This is a genomic window from Pseudomonas sp. GZJR-8 (assembly GCF_002916705.1).
Lineage (GTDB): Bacteria > Pseudomonadota > Gammaproteobacteria > Pseudomonadales > Pseudomonadaceae > Aquipseudomonas > Aquipseudomonas synxantha_A.
The window spans coordinates 574,942-593,263 of sequence record NZ_JXSI01000001.1 but is presented as its reverse complement, the minus strand read 5'-3'; the positions used below and the strand labels follow the sequence as shown (position 1 = coordinate 593,263).

17 protein-coding genes are annotated in these 18,322 nt (G+C 61.2%); 7 read left to right on the top strand and 10 right to left on the bottom strand.

The genetic code is table 11. The annotated features are described in order from the left end of the window. Positions 1 to 23: 23 nt before the first annotated feature. Positions 24 to 1,100: a 23S rRNA (cytidine(2498)-2'-O)-methyltransferase RlmM gene (gene rlmM, locus TK42_RS02740; RefSeq protein WP_078820619.1), complete on the bottom strand. Its 1,077-nt coding sequence runs from the start codon at positions 1,098 to 1,100 to the stop codon at positions 24 to 26. 196 nt (positions 1,101 to 1,296) lie between these two features. Here rlmM and acnA point away from each other — a divergent pair, with 196 nt between their 5' ends. Further along, positions 1,297 to 4,038: an aconitate hydratase AcnA gene (acnA, locus tag TK42_RS02735; RefSeq protein WP_103733532.1), complete on the top strand. Its 2,742-nt coding sequence runs from the start codon at positions 1,297 to 1,299 to the stop codon at positions 4,036 to 4,038. Between the two features lie 137 nt (positions 4,039 to 4,175). Here acnA and TK42_RS02730 read toward each other — a convergent pair whose 3' ends face one another. Together TK42_RS02730 and cysK are read right to left on the bottom strand one after the other, a co-directional pair. Next, positions 4,176 to 5,114 carry an aspartyl/asparaginyl beta-hydroxylase domain-containing protein gene (locus TK42_RS02730; RefSeq protein ID WP_032877227.1) on the bottom strand — a complete coding sequence of 313 codons (939 nt, stop codon included), beginning with the start codon at positions 5,112 to 5,114 and terminating at the stop codon, positions 4,176 to 4,178. A gap of 153 nt (positions 5,115 to 5,267) precedes the next feature. Continuing rightward, positions 5,268 to 6,242 carry a cysteine synthase A gene (gene cysK, locus TK42_RS02725; protein WP_103733531.1) on the bottom strand — a complete coding sequence of 325 codons (975 nt, stop codon included), beginning with the start codon at positions 6,240 to 6,242 and terminating at the stop codon, positions 5,268 to 5,270. Between the two features lie 125 nt (positions 6,243 to 6,367). Here cysK and TK42_RS02720 point away from each other — a divergent pair, with 125 nt between their 5' ends. The 3 genes from TK42_RS02720 (at position 6,368) to TK42_RS02710 (ending at position 9,567) form a co-directional block, all read left to right on the top strand. After that, positions 6,368 to 7,444: a DUF748 domain-containing protein gene (locus TK42_RS02720; protein WP_043046513.1), complete on the top strand. Its 1,077-nt coding sequence runs from the start codon at positions 6,368 to 6,370 to the stop codon at positions 7,442 to 7,444. A 99-nt stretch (positions 7,445 to 7,543) separates the two neighbouring features. Beyond that, on the top strand, positions 7,544 to 8,389 hold the full coding sequence (locus tag TK42_RS02715; protein ID WP_003210690.1) for a MoxR family ATPase: 846 nt from the start codon (positions 7,544 to 7,546) through the stop codon (positions 8,387 to 8,389). Then, the gene (locus TK42_RS02710) at positions 8,389 to 9,567 is read left to right on the top strand and encodes a VWA domain-containing protein (RefSeq protein ID WP_078820616.1); all 1,179 of its coding nucleotides are present in this window, start codon (positions 8,389 to 8,391) and stop codon (positions 9,565 to 9,567) included. The genes TK42_RS02715 and TK42_RS02710 overlap by 1 nt, the downstream gene beginning before the upstream one ends. Positions 9,568 to 9,674: 107 nt before the next feature. Here TK42_RS02710 and TK42_RS02705 read toward each other — a convergent pair whose 3' ends face one another. Genes TK42_RS02705 through TK42_RS02695 form a run of 3 tightly spaced genes read right to left on the bottom strand, consistent with a single transcriptional unit; the run spans position 9,675 to position 12,027 of the window. Continuing rightward, on the bottom strand, positions 9,675 to 10,589 hold the full coding sequence (locus TK42_RS02705) for a biotin-dependent carboxyltransferase family protein (protein ID WP_078820615.1): 915 nt from the start codon (positions 10,587 to 10,589) through the stop codon (positions 9,675 to 9,677). Continuing rightward, entirely contained in the window at positions 10,586 to 11,290 is a 705-nt protein-coding gene (gene pxpB / locus TK42_RS02700; RefSeq protein WP_103733530.1) for a 5-oxoprolinase subunit PxpB, read from the bottom strand. The genes TK42_RS02705 and pxpB overlap by 4 nt, the downstream gene beginning before the upstream one ends. Beyond that, positions 11,287 to 12,027 carry a 5-oxoprolinase subunit PxpA gene (locus TK42_RS02695; protein WP_032877232.1) on the bottom strand — a complete coding sequence of 247 codons (741 nt, stop codon included), beginning with the start codon at positions 12,025 to 12,027 and terminating at the stop codon, positions 11,287 to 11,289. Before TK42_RS02695 ends, pxpB begins: the two co-directional genes overlap by 4 nt. Before the next feature lie 175 nt (positions 12,028 to 12,202). Here TK42_RS02695 and TK42_RS02690 point away from each other — a divergent pair, with 175 nt between their 5' ends. Beyond that, the gene (locus TK42_RS02690; RefSeq protein ID WP_005786115.1) at positions 12,203 to 13,123 is read left to right on the top strand and encodes a LysR family transcriptional regulator; all 921 of its coding nucleotides are present in this window, start codon (positions 12,203 to 12,205) and stop codon (positions 13,121 to 13,123) included. A gap of 113 nt (positions 13,124 to 13,236) precedes the next feature. Here TK42_RS02690 and TK42_RS02685 read toward each other — a convergent pair whose 3' ends face one another. The 3 genes from TK42_RS02685 to TK42_RS02675 are packed head-to-tail and all read right to left on the bottom strand — an operon-like array spanning position 13,237 to position 15,126. Next, positions 13,237 to 13,779: a DUF2937 family protein gene (locus TK42_RS02685; RefSeq protein WP_005786113.1), complete on the bottom strand. Its 543-nt coding sequence runs from the start codon at positions 13,777 to 13,779 to the stop codon at positions 13,237 to 13,239. 10 nt (positions 13,780 to 13,789) lie between these two features. After that, positions 13,790 to 14,566, bottom strand: a complete 777-nt coding sequence (locus TK42_RS02680; protein WP_032877233.1) for a class II glutamine amidotransferase — start codon at positions 14,564 to 14,566, stop codon at positions 13,790 to 13,792. Positions 14,567 to 14,598: 32 nt separating this feature from the next. After that, positions 14,599 to 15,126, bottom strand: a complete 528-nt coding sequence (locus TK42_RS02675; protein ID WP_103733529.1) for an MFS transporter — start codon at positions 15,124 to 15,126, stop codon at positions 14,599 to 14,601. A 24-nt stretch (positions 15,127 to 15,150) separates the two neighbouring features. On the opposite strand from TK42_RS02675, the gene TK42_RS02670 reads away from it, so the two are divergent. Beyond that, positions 15,151 to 17,193 carry a S9 family peptidase gene (locus tag TK42_RS02670; protein WP_078820612.1) on the top strand — a complete coding sequence of 681 codons (2,043 nt, stop codon included), beginning with the start codon at positions 15,151 to 15,153 and terminating at the stop codon, positions 17,191 to 17,193. A 48-nt stretch (positions 17,194 to 17,241) separates the two neighbouring features. On the opposite strand, the gene TK42_RS02665 is transcribed toward TK42_RS02670, so the two are convergent. Next, positions 17,242 to 17,520, bottom strand: coding sequence for a hypothetical protein (locus TK42_RS02665; RefSeq protein ID WP_005786107.1), 279 nt, complete (start codon positions 17,518 to 17,520; stop codon positions 17,242 to 17,244). Between the two features lie 78 nt (positions 17,521 to 17,598). On the opposite strand from TK42_RS02665, the gene TK42_RS02660 reads away from it, so the two are divergent. Then, positions 17,599 to 18,285: a spermidine synthase gene (locus TK42_RS02660; protein WP_032877236.1), complete on the top strand. Its 687-nt coding sequence runs from the start codon at positions 17,599 to 17,601 to the stop codon at positions 18,283 to 18,285. The last annotated feature ends 37 nt before the right edge of the window (positions 18,286 to 18,322 follow it).

Genomic DNA, 18,322 nt, shown 5'->3' with positions numbered 1-18,322 from the left:
TAAGCCAGCTCCCACAATTAATATCAGCGGCTTTTGGATTTCTTTACGTCCACCAGACGGCGCAGGTGACATGTCACTTCTTCGCGGTCGTGGTACAGCTGCTTGCAACCGATTTCCACCCGTATGCCACGCGCCTTGAAGCCCTCTTCGATGCGTTCGAGCAGGCGCTTCACTTCGGCGTAACGCTGCTTCATCGGCAACTTCAGGTTGACCACCGCCTCACGGCAATGCCCCTCGCCGATCCAGGTTTCCAGCAGCGCCGCGTTGCGCGCAGGCTTCTCGACGATATCGCAGACCATCCAGTCCACCGGCTGCTTGGGCACGAAGGTGAAGCCATCAGCCATCAAGTGTTGCACCAGGCCGGTGTCCATCAGGCTTTCGGCCATGGGGCCGTTGTCGATGGCGGTGACCAGCATGCCACGGTTGACCAGTTGCCAGGTCCAACCGCCCGGCGCTGCGCCGAGGTCGACGCCGGTCATATCACCGTGCAGGCGCTCGTCCCACTGGTCACGGGGGATAAAGTGATGCCAGGCCTCTTCCAGCTTCAAGGTCGAGCGGCTGGGCGCGTCACGCGGGAACTTGAGGCGCGGGATGCCCATCGGCCACATTGCCGAGTTGTTCGACTCGGCCAGCCCCATGAACACTTCGCGGCCGCTCTTGAAGGTCAGTAACAGGCGCGGCTTGCTCGGGTCGTCCACCAGCTTGCCGGCGCCCAGCAGGGCTTTGCGCAGGTGCACTTCGAATTTTTTGCAAAAGTTGGAGAGTTCCTTGCCGTCATTGGTGTCGACCATTTCCAACCACAGGCTGCCGCACACCGGAAAGTCGCGCAGGTGGGTAAGGATCACACTGATGCGGTCGGTTTCCGGCAGGTCGATAAACACCCCGCGCGCCCACTGCCTTGGGAAGATCAGCTCGGCGAAGCGCTGGCCGTGCATCAAGCGCTGGGCGCCGTCTTCTTCCGTGCAGACAAATTCGGCGCAGGCGCTGCCGGTCTTGGCCTTGGCGTAGCCGGACACGTTCAGGCGCGCGGCGTGTTCCGCGATCTCGGAACAGACTTCGCCTTCAAAACCCGGGCGGCAGTGCATAAAAAGGGTGTTCATCTACTCTCCTGGTGAATCAACTGACCTTGCGCTATCGCAATGCCTGTCATGAAAACGCGCGCATGATAGCCGAGTTCGGAACCTTGGGCTCGGCGATAGAGTCCAGTTATTAGCCTGCTAATGAAAACAGCGCTAACGTGTTAGCTCTGTTCGTCCCGTCAGGTCCGTGGCCGTGCGGACCATAAGGAGTCATGTAATGTCATCCCTTGATAGCCTGAGAACCCTTAAGACACTGCAAATAGACAGCAAGACCTACCACTACTTCAGCCTGCCCGAAGCCGCCAAGAGCCTGGGTGATCTGGACAAGCTGCCGATGTCGCTCAAGGTACTGCTGGAAAACCTGCTGCGCTGGGAAGATGCCAAGACCGTCACCGGCACCGACCTCAAAGCCATCGCCGCCTGGCTCAAAGAGCGCCAGTCGGACCGCGAGATCCAGTATCGCCCCGCCCGCGTGCTGATGCAGGACTTTACCGGGGTGCCCGCGGTGGTCGACCTGGCCGCCATGCGCGCCGCCGTGGCCAAGGCCGGCGGTGACCCGCAGCGCATCAACCCGCTGTCGCCGGTGGACCTGGTGATCGACCACTCGGTGATGGTCGACAAGTTTGGTACCACCAGCGCCTTTGAGCAGAACGTCGACATCGAAATGCAGCGCAACGGCGAACGCTACGCCTTCCTGCGCTGGGGCCAGAGCGCCTTTGACAACTTCAGCGTCGTGCCACCTGGCACCGGCATCTGTCACCAGGTGAACCTGGAATACCTGGGCCGCACCGTGTGGACCAAGGAAGAAGACGGCCGCACGTACGCCTTCCCCGACACCCTGGTCGGCACCGACTCCCATACCACCATGATCAACGGCCTCGGCGTACTCGGCTGGGGCGTGGGTGGGATCGAAGCCGAAGCGGCCATGCTCGGCCAGCCGGTGTCGATGCTGATTCCGGAGGTCATCGGCTTCAAGCTCACCGGCAAGCTCAAGGAAGGCATCACCGCCACCGACCTGGTGCTCACCGTTACACAAATGCTGCGCAAGAAAGGCGTAGTGGGCAAGTTCGTCGAGTTCTACGGCGACGGCCTGGCCGACCTGCCCCTGGCCGACCGCGCCACCATCGCCAACATGGCGCCGGAGTACGGCGCTACCTGTGGCTTTTTCCCAGTGGATGAGGTGACGCTGGACTACCTGCGCCTGTCCGGCCGCCCGGCTGAGACGGTCAAACTGGTGGAGGCCTACACCAAGGCCCAGGGCCTGTGGCGCAACGCCGGCCAGGAACCGGTGTTCACCGACACCCTGGCCCTGGACATGGGCAGCGTCGAAGCCAGCCTCGCCGGGCCCAAGCGCCCCCAAGACCGGGTATCCCTGCCGAATGTCGGCCAAGCGTTCAGCGACTTCCTCGACCTGCAATTCAAACCCACCAGCAAGGAAGAAGGCCGCCTGGAAAGTGAAGGCGGTGGCGGCGTGGCCGTGGGCAACGCCGATCTGGTCGGTGAGGCCGATTATGAATACGAAGGCAACACCTATCGCCTGAAAAACGGCGCGGTGGTGATCGCCGCCATCACCTCCTGCACCAACACCTCCAACCCCAGCGTAATGATGGCGGCCGGGTTGGTGGCGAAAAAGGCCGTGGAAAAGGGCCTGACCCGCAAACCTTGGGTCAAGACCTCGCTGGCCCCAGGCTCCAAGGTGGTCACCGACTATTACAAGGCCGCGGGCCTCACCCAGTACCTCGACAAGCTCGGTTTTGACCTGGTGGGCTACGGCTGCACCACCTGTATCGGTAACTCCGGGCCGTTGCCCGAGCCTATCGAAAAAGCCATCCAGAAGGCCGACCTCGCTGTGGCCTCGGTGCTGTCGGGTAACCGCAACTTCGAAGGGCGCGTGCACCCGCTGGTGAAAACCAACTGGCTGGCTTCGCCGCCCCTGGTAGTCGCCTATGCGTTGGCCGGCACTGTGCGCATCGACATCAGCAGCGAGCCGCTGGGTAACGATCAGAACGGAAACCCGGTGTACCTGAAGGACATATGGCCCAGCAGCCAGGAGATCGCCGACGCGGTGGCCCAGGTCAGCACCAGCATGTTCCACAAGGAATACGCCGAGGTGTTCGCCGGTGACGAGCAATGGCAGGCGATTGAAGTGCCGCAGGCAGCGACCTACGTGTGGCAAAAGGACTCCACCTACATCCAGCACCCACCGTTCTTCGATGACATTGCCGGCCCGCTGCCGGTGATCAAGGACGTCAAGGGCGCCAACATCCTGGCCCTGCTCGGTGATTCGGTGACCACCGACCACATCTCCCCTGCCGGCAATATCAAGACCGACAGCCCGGCCGGACGCTACCTGCGCGAGCAAGGGGTGGAACCGCGTGACTTCAACTCCTACGGCTCGCGCCGGGGCAACCATGAAGTGATGATGCGTGGCACCTTTGCCAACATCCGTATCCGCAATGAAATGCTGGGCGGCGAGGAAGGCGGCAATACGCTGTATATCCCCACCGGCGAGAAGATGGCGATCTACGATGCGTCGATGAAGTACCAGGCCTCAGGCACGCCGCTGGTGGTGATTGCCGGCCAGGAATACGGCACCGGTTCCAGCCGCGACTGGGCGGCCAAGGGTACCAACCTGCTGGGGGTCAAGGCGGTGATCGCCGAGAGTTTCGAGCGTATCCACCGCTCCAACCTGGTGGGCATGGGCGTATTGCCGTTACAGTTCAAGCTGGACCAGAACCGCAAGACGCTCAAGCTCACCGGCAAGGAGAAGATCGACATCCTCGGGCTGACCGATGCCGAGGTCGAACCGCGCATGAACCTGACGTTGGTGATCACTCGGGAAGATGGCAGCAGCGAGAAGGTTGAGGTGCTGTGCCGGATTGATACCTTGAATGAAGTGGAGTACTTCAAAGCGGGTGGGATCTTGCACTACGTATTGCGGCAGTTGATCGCGTCATAAGCAACACTGCAAACCAATGTGGGAGGGGGCTTGCTCCCGATGGCGGTGTATCAGCTAGGCATTTGCTGACTGATCCACTGCTATCGGGAGCAAGCCCCCTCCCACATTTGGCTGCATTTCAAGTCAAGAAATCACAATCAGCCGAACAACCACTTCCACAACAGCACCAACACCACCACCGCCAGCACCGGCCGCGCAATGCGGTACGCCTTGGGATGCTTGCGCTTCCACTGCTTGACCTGGCCACTGAACTTGTCGCTGAAGGTCTTGCTCCAGGCATAGGCCTGGTTGATGCCGCCCACGCGTTCGTCGTCAAGGTTCTGCGGCGCAGTAGCACGGCCCAGTTGCTTGCTGACCCAGCGGTTGACGCGGGTCATCACACGGTTGCTCAACGGCCGTTCGATGTCGCAGAACAGGATCACGCGGGTCTGCTCGGTTTCGTTCTTCACCCAGTGCACGTAGGTTTCGTCGAACATCACGTCTTCACCGTCGCGCCAGGCGTAGACCTGGCCGTCGACGAAGATGCGGCAGTCGTCAGAGTTCGGCGTGGACAGCCCCAGGTGATAACGCAACGAACCGGCGAAGGGGTCGCGGTGCGGGTTCAGGTGGCTGCCGCCCGGCAACAGCGCGAACATCGCGCCCTTGACGTTGGGGATGCTGCTGACCAGGGCCACGGTTTTGGGGCACAGGGCCTCGGCCGATGGCAGGGGTTTGTCGTACCACTTGAGGTAGAAGCGCTTCCAGCCTTTCTTGAAGAACGAACCGAAACCGGCGTCGTTGTTCTTTTCGGCGGCGCGGATGTAGCCCTCGTCGAACAGGTGCATGGCCTCTTCGCGAATCACTTCCCAGTTGTCCTTGAGCACGTCCAGTTCCGGGAACTTGCTGCGGTCCAGGTACGGCTTGGACGGCACCGCAGAAAACAGGTACATCAAGGCGTTATACGGGGCGAACAGCGCCGAATGGTTGACGAACTGGCGCAGCATCGGCAAACGGGCCTTGCCACGCAGGTGCACATACAGCGTGCTGCCGATAAACAGCAGCAACACCGACAGTTTGGCGGCCAAAGAAAAGGTCATGCAGCAACTCCTGGAAATAAGCGCCTGGCCGGCAAACTTGCGTCAACGGGAAACCAGACGTAACAGCCGGCCATGATAAACACTTGAGCCATTATGCAGAAGGCCCACGCCGACCGGATGACTTACATCAACCTTGTGAGACCGCTTTGAAGATCAGGCCTGGGTTTCCTGGTCGGTAAACACATCGCTGAACAACATGCTCGACAGGTAGCGCTCGCCGGAGTCCGGCAAAATCACCACGATGGTCTTGCCTTGCATTTCCGGCTTCTCGGCCAGGCGTACTGCCACAGCCATGGCGGCCCCGCAGGAGATACCGCACAAGATACCCTCTTCCTGCATCAGGCGCAGGGCCATGGCCTTGGACTCTTCGTCGGTCGCCAACTCCACGCGGTCGACCATCGACAGATCAAGGTTTTTTGGCACAAACCCGGCGCCGATACCCTGGATCTTGTGGGGGCTGGGCTTGATTTCTTCCCCCGCCAAGGCCTGGGTGATCACCGGGGAAACCATGGGTTCCACGGCCACCGACAGGATCGGCTTGCCCGCAGTGTTCTTGATATAGCGTGACACCCCGGTGATGGTGCCGCCGGTCCCCACGCCCGCCACCAGCACATCAACGGCGCCGTCGGTGTCGTTCCAGATTTCCGGGCCGGTGGTTTTCTCGTGGATCGCAGGGTTGGCCGGGTTTTCGAACTGGGCCGGCATAAAGTAGGTGGTCGGGTCGCCGGCGAGGATTTCACCGGCCTTTTCGATGGCGCCCTTCATGCCCTTGGCCGGCTCGGTCAGCACCAGCTCGGCGCCCAGGGCCTTGAGCACTTTGCGGCGCTCAAGGCTCATGGACGCCGGCATGGTCAGCAGCAATTTATAGCCACGGGCCGCCGCGACAAACGCCAGGCCGATACCGGTATTGCCGGAAGTCGGCTCGACAATGGTCATGCCTGGCTTGAGCTTGCCGCTGCTTTCGGCATCCCAGATCATGCTTGCGCCAATGCGGCACTTCACTGAATAACTCGGGTTACGCCCTTCGATCTTGGCCAGAATCGTCACGCCACGCGGTGCGATGCGGTTGATCTGAACCAGGGGCGTGTTACCGATGGAATGCGCGTTGTCTGCAAAGATACGGCTCATGAGGGATCCTGTTGGCGACTTTGAAGAAGGTCCCAAGGGTATGCCTCGTTCTCCAGGGCGTCCAGACGGGGGAACGTTGCGTTCATCAGAACAGTCAATCTCCTACAAGCAAGGAGAACTGCCCCATGAAACGTCGTTACAGTTGGCCGTTAGGGACAATCGCCGCTCTGGTGCTGGTCCTGATTGCCTTGAATATCGCGCTGCCCTACCTGGTGCGCAATTACCTGAACGAGAAACTCGCCAACATGGGCGATTACCGCGGCGAAATCGCCGATGTGGACCTGGCCCTGTGGCGCGGCGCCTACCGGATCAACGGCTTGCAAATCGTCAAGGTGGACGGCAAGGTCCCGGTGCCGTTCGTGAAGGCGCCGCTGATCGAGTTCGCCGTGAGCTGGCATTCACTCTGGTACGACCACGCCGTCGTGGCCGAGGGGCATTTTGTGCGTCCGCAGATCAACTTCGTCGATGGCGGTGCCAACAAGCAGGCGTCCCAGACGGGTAAAGGCACCGACTGGCAGGAACAACTGCGCAAGTTGCTGCCGATCACCCTCAATGAAGTGCGCATCGAAGACGGCGAGATTGCCTTCCATAACTTCAGCTCCAAGCCCCGGGTCAATATCAACGCCACTGGGGTCAACGCCAGCTTCTACAACCTGACCAATGTGGTGGATGTCAAAGGCAAGCGCGACGCCCGCTTCGAAGGCAAGGCACTGCTGCAAGGCCAGGCGCCGCTGGAGGCCAATGCCACCTTTGATCCGCTGAGCGATTTCGAAGAATTCGAGTTCCGCTTCCGCGCCCGCGACCTGCAACTCAAGCGCATGAACGACTTTGCATCGGCCTATGGCAAGTTCGACTTCAAGGCCGGCACGGGCGACGTGGTGATCGAAGCCCAGGCTGAAAATGGCCGACTCACCGGCTACATCAAGCCGCTGCTGCGTGACGTAGAGGTGTTTGACTGGCAACAAGATGTTGAAAACAAGGACAAGAATATCTTCCGCTCAATCTGGGAGGCCGTGGTCGGAGCCAGCGAGACGGTGCTGAAAAACCAGCGCAAAAACCAGTTCGCCACCCGTGTGGAGCTCAGCGGTAGCGTGCACCAGCAGAATGTCAGTGCGTTTTCTGCGGTGATCGCAATTCTGCGCAATGGGTTTATCCAGGCGTTCAATGCCCGGTATGAACAACCCAAGCCATCGGCGGATTGAGCCTGACCCGCCATTCAGAGACTGAATGCCCCGTCTGCGTTCACAGTCGCCGGGGCTGCGGGGTATAGTCGGGGCATTGATGAATCCGAGGAATGACCGATGAAGTTCGAAGGCACCCAGGCCTATGTGGCTACCGATGACCTGAAACTGGCCGTCAACGCCGCCATCACCCTGGAGCGGCCATTGCTGGTCAAGGGCGAACCGGGCACTGGCAAGACCATGCTTGCCGAGCAACTGGCCGAATCCTTCGGTGCCAAGTTGATCACCTGGCACATCAAGTCCACCACCAAGGCGCATCAGGGCCTCTACGAGTACGACGCAGTGAGCCGCCTGCGCGACTCGCAGCTGGGCGTGGACAAGGTCCACGATGTGCGCAATTACCTGAAAAAGGGCAAGCTCTGGGAAGCCTTCGAGTCCGAGGAGCGGGTGATCCTGCTGATCGACGAAATCGACAAGGCCGACATCGAGTTCCCCAACGACCTGTTGCAGGAACTCGACAAAATGGAGTTCTACGTCTACGAAATCGACGAGACCATCAAGGCCAAGAAGCGCCCGATCATCATCATTACCTCCAACAACGAAAAAGAGCTGCCGGATGCATTCCTGCGCCGCTGCTTCTTCCACTACATCGCCTTCCCCGACCGCACCACCCTGCAAAAAATCGTGGATGTGCACTACCCGGACATCAAGAAAGACCTGGTCAGCGAAGCGCTGGACGTGTTCTTCGATGTGCGTAAGGTTCCGGGCCTGAAGAAGAAGCCTTCCACGTCCGAACTGGTCGACTGGCTCAAGCTGCTGATGGCCGACAATATTGGCGAAGCGGTACTGCGCGAGCGTGACCCGACCAAGGCCATCCCACCGCTGGCCGGCGCTTTGGTGAAAAACGAGCAGGATGTGCAATTGCTGGAACGGCTGGCGTTCATGAGCCGCCGCGGTAATCGCTGATGCTGCTCAACCTGTTCAATGAAATGCGTGCGGCCAAGGTGCCGGTGTCGGTGCGCGAGCTGCTGGACCTGATCAACGCGCTGAAACAGCGCGTGACCTTCGCTGACATGGACGAGTTCTACTACTTGGCCCGAGCGATACTGGTCAAGGACGAGCGGCATTTCGACAAGTTCGACCGTGCCTTCGGTGCCTATTTCAATGGCCTGGAAAAACTCGATGACCATTTGCAGGCGCTGATCCCCGAAGAGTGGCTGCGCAAGGAATTCGAACGTTCCCTGAGCGAAGAAGAACGCGCGCAGATCCAGTCCCTCGGCGGCCTCGACAAGCTGATCGAGGAATTCAAGAAGCGCCTGGAAGAACAGAAAGAACGCCATGCCGGCGGCAACAAATGGATCGGCACCGGCGGCACCAGCCCGTTCGGTTCCGGTGGCTACAACCCCGAAGGCATTCGTGTCGGTGACGCCGGCAAGCGCCAGGGCAAGGCGGTGAAAGTCTGGGATCAGCGCGAGTACAAAAACCTCGACGATCAGGTGGAACTGGGCACGCGCAACATCAAGATCGCCCTGCGCCGCCTGCGCAAGTTTGCACGTCAGGGTGCGGCCGAAGAGCTGGATATCGACGGCACCATCGACCACACCGCACGCGATGCCGGGCTGCTGAATATCCAGATGCGCCCCGAGCGGCGCAACACCATCAAGCTGTTGTTGCTGTTCGACATTGGTGGTTCGATGGATGCCCACGTGAAAATCTGCGAAGAGCTGTTCTCGGCGTGCAAGACCGAGTTCAAGCACCTGGAGTACTTCTACTTCCATAACTTTGTGTACGAGTCAGTGTGGAAGAACAACCAGCGTCGCACTTCGGAGCGCACGTCCACCCAGGACCTGCTGCACAAGTACGGCGCCGACTACAAAGTGATCTTCATCGGCGATGCGGCCATGGCGCCCTATGAAATCACCCAGGCCGGCGGCAGCGTCGAGCACTGGAACGAGGAGCCGGGGTATGTGTGGATGCAGCGCTTCATGGCCAAGTACAAGAAGCTGATCTGGATTAACCCCTACCCGAAAGATACCTGGGGCTATACGGCCTCGACGGGGATTGTGCGGGAGTTGGTGGAGGACCAGATGTACCCGCTGACGCTGCGCGGGCTGGAAGAAGGTATGCGTTTTCTCTCGAAATAGGCGGTGTTTTGACCGGCCTCATCGCAGGCAAGCCAGCTCCCACATGTTGACTGCATTTCAAGGTTGGAATGCATTCCTCTGTGGGAGCTGGCTTGCCTGCGATGCTTTTAGCGATCGGCAAACCGCTGCAAAAACTTGGTGTGCTGCCGATGCGCCGCCTCCTGCACCGCCGGTGCCAACCGCACCTTCTCCCCCGGCAAACACTGCGCCAGCCGCGCCAAGGATAGAGGCGTCAACGCGCCCAACCGCGGATAACCGCCGATAGTCTGCCGGTCATTGAGCAACACAATCGGCTGCCCATCCGGGGGCACCTGGATCGCGCCCAACGGAATCCCTTCGGAAATCAACGACGGCCCTTGGTACTGCAACGGCGTGCCGAGCAAGCGCATACCCATGCGGTCGGCGCGGCTGTCCAGCGCCCATTCGGTGTTGAAGGCGTCGAATAAACTCTGCCCGCTGAACTGGCCGATCTGCGCACCGATAATCACGTCCAGTGAGGCACCGGATTGCAACTCCGGCTTGGCCAGCACCTTCATTGCACCGCCCGTTCCGGAATACGCCAAGTGCCCGCCTTCAGCCAATGCCTTGCCGAAACCGTCCACCCCGCCCAACGCTTCGCGCACGACCGTGGCACAACTGCCAAGTACAGCCGGGGCATCGAACCCACCGGGCGCCGCCAGATAAGCGCGTGCCCCATTGAACGGCTGGGTGAAGCGCAGTCGCTGGCCCTTTTGCAGGATAAAACTGCGACCGGGGCTTATGGCGCGCTCATCGATATAGGCGCCCAGGTCTGCACCGGCCAGTGCCAGCAGGCAATAATCCTCGGCCTGCACGGTGAAACCACCCAGGGTGATCTCCACCACCGGCGCATCCAGGGCATTGCCCAAGAGCCAGTTAGCCCAGGACATCGACACCCAGTCCAGTGCGCCGCCCTGGGTTACACCCAGGTGGCGCACGCCAAAACGCCCGGCGTCCTGCAACAGGCACAGCGGCGTGCTGGCCTCGATCATCAAGCGGCTCATGCCAGCGCCTCCAACGGCGTGTCATCGCCACCCAGGTTGACGAATTCGGTGTGGCTGACCGGGGCGAAGCGCACCGTGTCGCCGGGCTGCATCAGGCTGTAGCCGTCGCGCTCACGGTCGAAGAGTTTGGCCGGGGTGCGGCCGATCAGGTTCCAGCCGCCCGGGGACACCACCGGGTACGCAGCAGTTTGCCGTTCGGCAATGCCGACGCTGCCAGCGGCCACGCGTTTGCGCGGCGTGTTGAGGCGCGGTGTGGCGAGGCTTTCATCCACCAGGCCCATAAAAGCAAAACCCGGCGCGAAACCAAGGGCGAACACCTGGTATTCATGGGCGCTGTGGCGGCGGATCACGTCCTCTACCGTCAGCCCGCTGCGCTGGGACAACAGGGTCAACTCCGGGCCGACGCTCAGGTCGTACCACACCGGCAGCACGTGGCACTGGCCGCTGCCCTGGGCCTGGGGTTGCAGGTCCGTGAGCGCAAGGTCGATCAGCTCCCGAGCCTGTGTCGGGGTCAGCTCCCTGAGGTCGTAATGCACCATCAAGGTGGTGTAGGACGGCACCAGATCCACCAGCGCCGTGCCGAACTCTGCGCGCAAACGCTGCGTGGCAGCGAGCATCCACGGCATGTTGGCCTCGGCAATCACCTCAAACAGACGCACCATCAGGCAGTCGATGGCCACCACTTCAATGCGTGGCTTCATGCTGTATGCAACGCTTGGCGGATACGCTGCACCGCGGCCACCGAGCTGGCGTTGTCGCCATGCACGCACAAGGTATCGGCCTGCAAGGCCAACGGGCTGCCGTCGCTGGCGACCAATGCCGCGCCACGGGAAATGGTCAGGGCCTGCTGCACGATAGTGTCGCTGTCGTGGTGCACCGCGCCGGGCAACTGGCGGGAAACCAGATGGCCCTTGCTGTCGTAGGCGCGATCGGCAAAGGCTTCGAACCACAGGGTCACACCGTATTCGTCACCCACAGCTTGGGCGGCGCTGTTGTCACGGGTAGCCAGCAGCATCAGCGGCAGGTCGCCGTAGGCGGCCACGGCCTGGATCACCGCACGCAACTGCGCGGGGTTGGCCATCATGTCGTTGTACATCGCACCGTGGGGTTTCACGTAGCTGACGCGCCCGCCCTGGACCCGGCAGATGCCGTCCAGCGCACCGATCTGGTAATGCAACAGATCCTGGATTTCCTGCGGCGTGTAGTTCATTGACCGTCGGCCAAAGCCTTGCAGGTCTTGATAGGCCGGGTGAGCGCCCACTTGCACGCCATGCTTGAACGCCAGGCTGACGGTCTTGCGCATGATGCTCGGGTCGCCGGCATGGAAGCCGCAGGCCACGTTGGCGCAATCAATGAACGGCATGACTTCGGCGTCCAGACCCATGGTCCAGTTGCCAAAGCTTTCGCCAATGTCGCAGTTCAGTAGCAGGCGGCTCACGGTGGTCGCTCCTGTAAGTTTTGTTTTTTTGTAGTGTGGGATTTATTACACAGAACTCGCAACTTGTCCTGGCCCCCCAACGACGCTTATCGTGGAACGGCTCGATTTTTGGCGCTTGCCCGGTGCGACGTCCAACTAATAAAAACCGATCCATGCATAAGAAAAAGTTGATCCCATGAATTTGAAGTTCCTCGAAACCTTCGTCTGGGTGGCCAAGCTCAAGAGCTTTCGCCTGACTGCCGAGAAGCTGTTCACCACCCAGGCCTCTATTTCCAGCCGCATCGCCGTGCTTGAAAGCGAGCTGGGGGTGAAGCTGTTCCTGCGTGACTCCCGGGGCGTGAGCCTGACCCCGGAAGGCTTGAAGGTGCTCGATTATGCCGAGCAAATGATGGTGACCATGCAGGGTTTGAAACAGTCCCTGGAGACCACCAGCAGCAAGGTCGGACGCATTCGGATCGGCGCGATGGACACGGTGATCCACACCTGGCTCAGCCCGCTGGTGGCAGAACTGATGAAGCTGTTCCCGCTGGTGGAAATCGAGCTGGTCGCCGATACCGCGCTGAACCTCAGCGATCAGTTGCAAAAAGGTTTTCTCGACCTGATCCTGCAAACTGACCTGCTGCGCCTGGAAACCGTGCGCAGCCTGGAACTGGCCAGCCATCCCATGGCCTGGATCGTCGCCAGCCACTCGATTTACAACCGTGACTACGCCTCCCTCGCCGAACTGGCTCAGGAGCGCATCATCACCTACTCGAAAAACTCCCACCCGCATCAGGACGTGCTGAGTCTGATGCAGGCCAACGGCGTGGCCGCGCCCAGAATGAACTGTGTGAACTCGGTGTCGGCGATTACGCGATTATTGCGTGACGGCTTCGGCATCGGTGCCCTGCCGCCGGTGCTGGTCAGTGAAGAGCTGGCGCGGGGGGAATTAGTGATGCTGCCGATGGCACAGCGCCTGCCGAACTTGCAGGTGGTGGTGTCATGGCGTGTGGGGGTGGAGTTGGTGGAGGAGATTGTGGGGTTGTGCCAGAAGGTGGTGGCAAGGTATGCCGAGGAAGTCGGTGCAGAACGCATGCAACTGCATAAACCCGATTAAAACTGTGGGAGCTGGCTTGCCTGCGATAGCGGTGGGCCAACGCGCACATCTGTGACTGGACCACCGCTATCGCAGGCAAGCCAGCTCCCACATTGGACCGAGTCGGCCCTGACTTATAGGCCCTTCAAGTCCCGCTCTTCGATCGGCCGGCTCTGGCGCAAGCGCCGGCCACCCAGCACTACCCAGTCGATCAGGCGATACAGGCACTCGATGCCGAACGACAACAGCATCGCCCCGCCCAAGCCCCAGCCCATGGCTTCGGGCGTCAGCAGAATCTGGTAGCTGTAGCCATTCCAGGTTTCCAGGCGGATATCCGGGTCGGCGGCTACAGCCACTTGCAGGGCGCGGATGTACCACGGGCCTTGCATGGCCTGGAATTGCTTGTCCAACTCAAGCTGGCGATCAAGCATCGCGCCCAGGCTGCTGGCGTCGCTCTGGAAAACCGGGTCATCGCTGGCGCGGTAATGCGCCACCAGCGCTTGCATGTCCCCGTTGAAGAACTGCTGCGCGGTCGACTCAAAGCCGCGCAAGCCAGTCTGCGCCTCGATCAGGTGGGCTTCGACGCGCTTGGCGTAATCGTTGATAAACCCCGGCACTTGCACGCCGACCAACAAGCCAATGGCAAACAGCACCAACCGCAGATAGCTGAGCAACATGGTCGATTCCTTATTCGGTAACGCCCTGGCTGACGCATTCACCGCGTCGCCACAGGCTCCATTGGCCCGGTTCATAGCGGGTCCAGTTTTCGTTGTCGGTCAAAGGCTCGGTGGCGATGACGGTTACCACGTCATTGGGCGTCGTTTCGGCCTGAAAATCGACGATCACGTCGACATCTTTCAAGCGTGCGGGGCCAAACGGCGCGCGCCGGGTAATCTGCGCCAGTTTGGTCGAGCAGTAGCAAAACAGCCAGTCGCCGTCGCTGAGCAAGCAGTTGAACACGCCCTTGCTGCGGTATTCGGCGCAGGCGGCGATCAGGTCCGGCAGCACTTGCTCGATGTCCACAGGCTCAGGGAAGGCTTCGCGCACGCGGTTGAGCAGGTCACAGAAGGCCGCTTCGCTGTCGGTATCGCCGACCGGGCGGTAAAACGTGGCGCGCGGGTGGAAGTCGGCCAACTGGCCGTTATGGGCAAAACACCAGTTGCGGCCCCACAGCTCACGCACGAACGGATGGGTATTGGCCAGGCTGACCTTGCCCACATTGGCCTGGCGGATATGGCCGATCACCACTTCGCTCTTGATCGGATAGCGCTGCACCAACAGCGCCACTTCAGACTCACTGCTCGCGGCCGGGTCCTGGAACAGGCGCAGGCCACGGCCTTCATAGAAGGCGATGCCCCAACCGTCGCGGTGCGGGCCGGTACGCCCACCGCGCTGCATCAGCCCGGTAAAGCTGAACACGATATCGGTGGGGACGTTGGCACTCATGCCCAATAATTCACACATGCCAGGGCTCTCGCTGCAGGGGCAGTCTACGTTTAAAGGCGCGGCTCGACCCGCATACCACCAGCAGGCGCCGGGCGACGGAACGGTTCGTCGTCTTCCGGCTCGGCGGCCAAGGCGGCATCTGCAGCAGCCTTGCGCTCACGGCGAGCGCTGGCCGCGCGTTCGATGGGCCAGCGGATCAGCACAAACACGATGTACAGGGCAAACACGATCATCGTGTACATGAACAGATCGGAGATCGCCCGCCAGGCGTTGTTGCCGACCTTGAGCACCAGGTCCAGGGCGGTAATGGCCACGGCCGGCGCAAACTGGGTCTTGACCGGGTCGACGATGGTCGGGCTCAGTAACAGCACCGCCATCAGCAATTGCAGCGGCTCGCGCAGCCAGCGCCAGACCCAGCGGGTCATGCGCCACCACACTAACAGGCAGCCCAAAGCGGCGAAGGCGTAGAGGCCCCAAGCGGTCAGATAGTCGTTCTCGGTCATGGTGTCCATGGCAAGGCAGGCAAAGAGGCGGCTATGATAACGGCTTTTGCGTGTCGCGGCTGCAATGCCGGCCACCGTCCGCCAGATAGGGAATTATCCATGCCTATTTCCACCGCTCCGATTGCCCGCAAGGCCCCAGGCGCAGACCCCTACGCCTGGCTGCAGGAGCGCGACACCCCTGAAGTGCTCGATTACCTCAAGGCGGAAAACGCCTGGCAGGAAGCCCAACTCGCCGACCAGCAGGCTTTGCGCGAAACGCTGTTCGAAGAGATCAAGGGCCGCATCCTCGAAACCGATCTGTCCCTGCCCTCCCCCTGGGGCCCGTACCTGTACTACACCCGCACCACCGCCGGTGACGAATACGCACGCCACTATCGCTGCCGCCGCCCGGCCGATGACAGCAACCAGGTGGACGAGAGCAGCGAAGAACTGCTGCTGGACCCGAACGTCTTGGCCAATGGCGGCTTTTTCTCCCTCGGCGCGTTCAGCATCAGCCCCGACCACCAGCGCCTGGCCTACAGCCTCGACACCAGCGGTGAAGAGATCTACACCCTGTACGTGAAGGAATTGGCCACCGACAAGGTCAGCGAACTGGCGTTCGACAACTGCGACGGCAGCATGACCTGGGCCAATGACAGCTTGACGCTGTTCTTCGGCGAACTCGACGACACCCATCGCCCGCACAAGCTGTATCGCTACCGTCTGGACGGTACGGCGGCGCAGGAAGTGTTCCACGAGCCCGATGGCCGTTTCTTCCTGCACTGCTACCGTTCCAGCTCCGAGCGCCAACTGCTGCTGGCTCTGGGCAGCAAGACCACCAGTGAGATCTGGGCACTGGATGCCGATCAGCCGCACCTGGCCTTCACCTGCCTGGCGCCGCGCGTCGAGGACCACGAATACGATGTCGACCACGGCAAGCGTAACGGCGAGTGGACCTGGTTTATTCGCAGCAACCGCGACGGCATCAACTACGCGCTCTACCTCGCCGCCGATACCGGTACGCCGCCTACCGAGGCCGACTGGCAGAACCTGATCCCTCACAGCGACGAAGTCATGCTCGACGGCGTGAGCCTGAACGCCAGCGCCATGACATTGAGCCTGCGCATCGGCGGCCTGCCGGTCATCGAGGTGCACCCCGAGGGTGTACCGGCTTATCGCGTGGAATTACCCGACGCCGCCTACAGCCTCTACGTACAAAACAGCCTGGAATTTCCAAGCGACAACATCCGCCTACGCTATGAGGCCCTGAACCGTCCCGCCCAGGTGCGTCAGCTAGAGCTGGCAAGCGGCGCGCAGGTGGTGCTCAAGGAAACCCCGGTACTCGGCACATTCAACGCCGACGACTACGTCAGCCAGCGCCTGTGGGCCACCTCTGCCGACGGCACCCAAGTGCCCATCAGCCTGGTGGTCAAGCGTGATCAACTGGGTAAACCCACCCCGCTGTATCTGTACGGCTACGGTGCCTACGGCTCAAGCCTGGACCCATGGTTCTCCCACGCACGCCTGAGCTTGCTGGACCGAGGGGTCGCGTTTGCCATCGCCCATGTGCGCGGCGGCGGTGAGCTGGGTGAAGCCTGGTACCGCAACGGCAAGCAGGAACACAAACAGAATACCTTCAGCGATTTTATCGCCTGCGCCGAACACCTGATCACCGAGGGGCTGACCACTTCCAGGCAACTGGCGATCAGTGGCGGCAGTGCCGGCGGCCTGTTGATTGGCGCGGTGCTCAACCAGCGCCCGGAACTGTTCCAGGCGGCGATTGCCGAAGTGCCGTTTGTCGATGTGCTCAACACCATGCTCGATCCGGAGCTACCGCTGACCATCACCGAGTACGACGAATGGGGCAACCCCGAGGAACCCGAAGTGTATGCGCGCATCAAGGCTTACGCGCCATACGAAAACGTCAGCGCCCAGGCGTACCCGGCCATGCTGGTGATTGCCGGCTACAACGACAGCCGCGTGCAGTATTGGGAGGCCGCCAAGTGGGTGGCCAAGCTGCGCGATACCGCCACTTCAGACAACCTGTTACTGCTCAAGACCGAGCTGGGCGCCGGCCATGGCGGCATGAGCGGGCGCTACCAGGGATTGCGTGACGTAGCGCTCGAATATGCGTTTGTGTTCAAGGCGCTCGGGCTGATCTAAGCACTTGATGGAGCGGTCCTGTCTGAACGCGGGACCGCCTTGACTGTTTTAACCGCCGGGCGTCTTCGGCTTGCTGTCGTTCTGCTGCAAGCCGGGGACAGTCTGGTCCTTGGGCGGCGTGGGCAACACGATGGGCACCAACGGTGGCGTACCGTTCGTCTTGGGCGTGGCGGGCGGGCTGACTTGAGGGTACAACGTCGGGGTCGGCGTGCCCGGCGCGCCTGGGGTTGGTGCGGGCGCGACCGGTACGGTTTGCAACTCCTGAGCCTGCGCCGCAGCGGATATGAGCGCGCTCAATACAATGACCGTTAGAATGCTGCACTTCATCGATGGCTCCATGGCCTGACCGGAATGCCTTAAGGCTACTCCCAACTGCGCAAGAATGCCCTTCCCAATGAGATTTCCATGAAACGTTTCGTTCTGCTGGACACTACTCCGATCCCCGACAACGGCGGCGCCTTGTGCCTGTTCGAGTACGGCGAGGACTTCGTCATCAAGATCCAGGGCGGTGACGGCGGCCAGTTGATGAACACGCGCATGCACGGTTCCGAAGACGCCCTGGCGGAGATTCCCTGCCGCAAGGTCGCCGGTCGCCCGAACTCACGCGTGCTGATCGGCGGCTTGGGCATGGGCTTTACCTTGGCCGCAGCACTCAAGCATTTGGGCAAGACTGCCGAAGTGGTGGTGGCCGAACTGGTGCCGGGCGTCGTGGAATGGAACCGTGGGCCACTGGGAGAAAAATCCGGGTGCCCCTTGCAGGACCCGCGCACGGTGATTCGTCTGGAAGATGTGGCCAAGGTGCTACAGGCCGAGCCCCAGGGCTTCGACGCGATCATGCTTGACGTCGACAACGGTCCCGAGGGGCTTACGCAAAAGGCCAACAGCTGGCTGTATTCCGCCGGTGGCCTGGCCGCCTGCGCCAAAGCCCTGCGGCCCAAGGGCGTGCTCGCCGTGTGGTCGGCCAGTGCCGATAAGCTGTTCAGCGACAAACTGCGCAAGGCCGGCTTCAAGGCTGAAGAGGTTCAGGTGTTCGCCCATGGCAATAAAGGCACGCGGCATACCATCTGGATTGCAGAAAAGCTCAAGGGCTGAATCACCATCGGTCAAATGTGGGAGGGGGCTTGCTCCC

What these genes read in the sequence shown, in the direction of transcription:
- rlmM (WP_078820619.1), bottom strand. Translation starts at nt 1,100, where the DNA reads ATGAACACCCTTTTTATGCACTGCCGCCCGGGTTTTGAAGGCGAAGTC.
- acnA (WP_103733532.1), top strand. Translation starts at nt 1,297, where the DNA reads ATGTCATCCCTTGATAGCCTGAGAACCCTTAAGACACTGCAAATAGAC.
- TK42_RS02730 (WP_032877227.1), bottom strand. Translation starts at nt 5,114, where the DNA reads ATGACCTTTTCTTTGGCCGCCAAACTGTCGGTGTTGCTGCTGTTTATC.
- cysK (WP_103733531.1), bottom strand. Translation starts at nt 6,242, where the DNA reads ATGAGCCGTATCTTTGCAGACAACGCGCATTCCATCGGTAACACGCCC.
- TK42_RS02720 (WP_043046513.1), top strand. Translation starts at nt 6,368, where the DNA reads ATGAAACGTCGTTACAGTTGGCCGTTAGGGACAATCGCCGCTCTGGTG.
- TK42_RS02715 (WP_003210690.1), top strand. Translation starts at nt 7,544, where the DNA reads ATGAAGTTCGAAGGCACCCAGGCCTATGTGGCTACCGATGACCTGAAA.
- TK42_RS02710 (WP_078820616.1), top strand. Translation starts at nt 8,389, where the DNA reads ATGCTGCTCAACCTGTTCAATGAAATGCGTGCGGCCAAGGTGCCGGTG.
- TK42_RS02705 (WP_078820615.1), bottom strand. Translation starts at nt 10,589, where the DNA reads ATGAGCCGCTTGATGATCGAGGCCAGCACGCCGCTGTGCCTGTTGCAG.
- pxpB (WP_103733530.1), bottom strand. Translation starts at nt 11,290, where the DNA reads ATGAAGCCACGCATTGAAGTGGTGGCCATCGACTGCCTGATGGTGCGT.
- TK42_RS02690 (WP_005786115.1), top strand. Translation starts at nt 12,203, where the DNA reads ATGAATTTGAAGTTCCTCGAAACCTTCGTCTGGGTGGCCAAGCTCAAG.
- TK42_RS02685 (WP_005786113.1), bottom strand. Translation starts at nt 13,779, where the DNA reads ATGTTGCTCAGCTATCTGCGGTTGGTGCTGTTTGCCATTGGCTTGTTG.
- TK42_RS02680 (WP_032877233.1), bottom strand. Translation starts at nt 14,566, where the DNA reads ATGTGTGAATTATTGGGCATGAGTGCCAACGTCCCCACCGATATCGTG.
- TK42_RS02670 (WP_078820612.1), top strand. Translation starts at nt 15,151, where the DNA reads ATGCCTATTTCCACCGCTCCGATTGCCCGCAAGGCCCCAGGCGCAGAC.
- TK42_RS02665 (WP_005786107.1), bottom strand. Translation starts at nt 17,520, where the DNA reads ATGAAGTGCAGCATTCTAACGGTCATTGTATTGAGCGCGCTCATATCC.
- TK42_RS02660 (WP_032877236.1), top strand. Translation starts at nt 17,599, where the DNA reads ATGAAACGTTTCGTTCTGCTGGACACTACTCCGATCCCCGACAACGGC.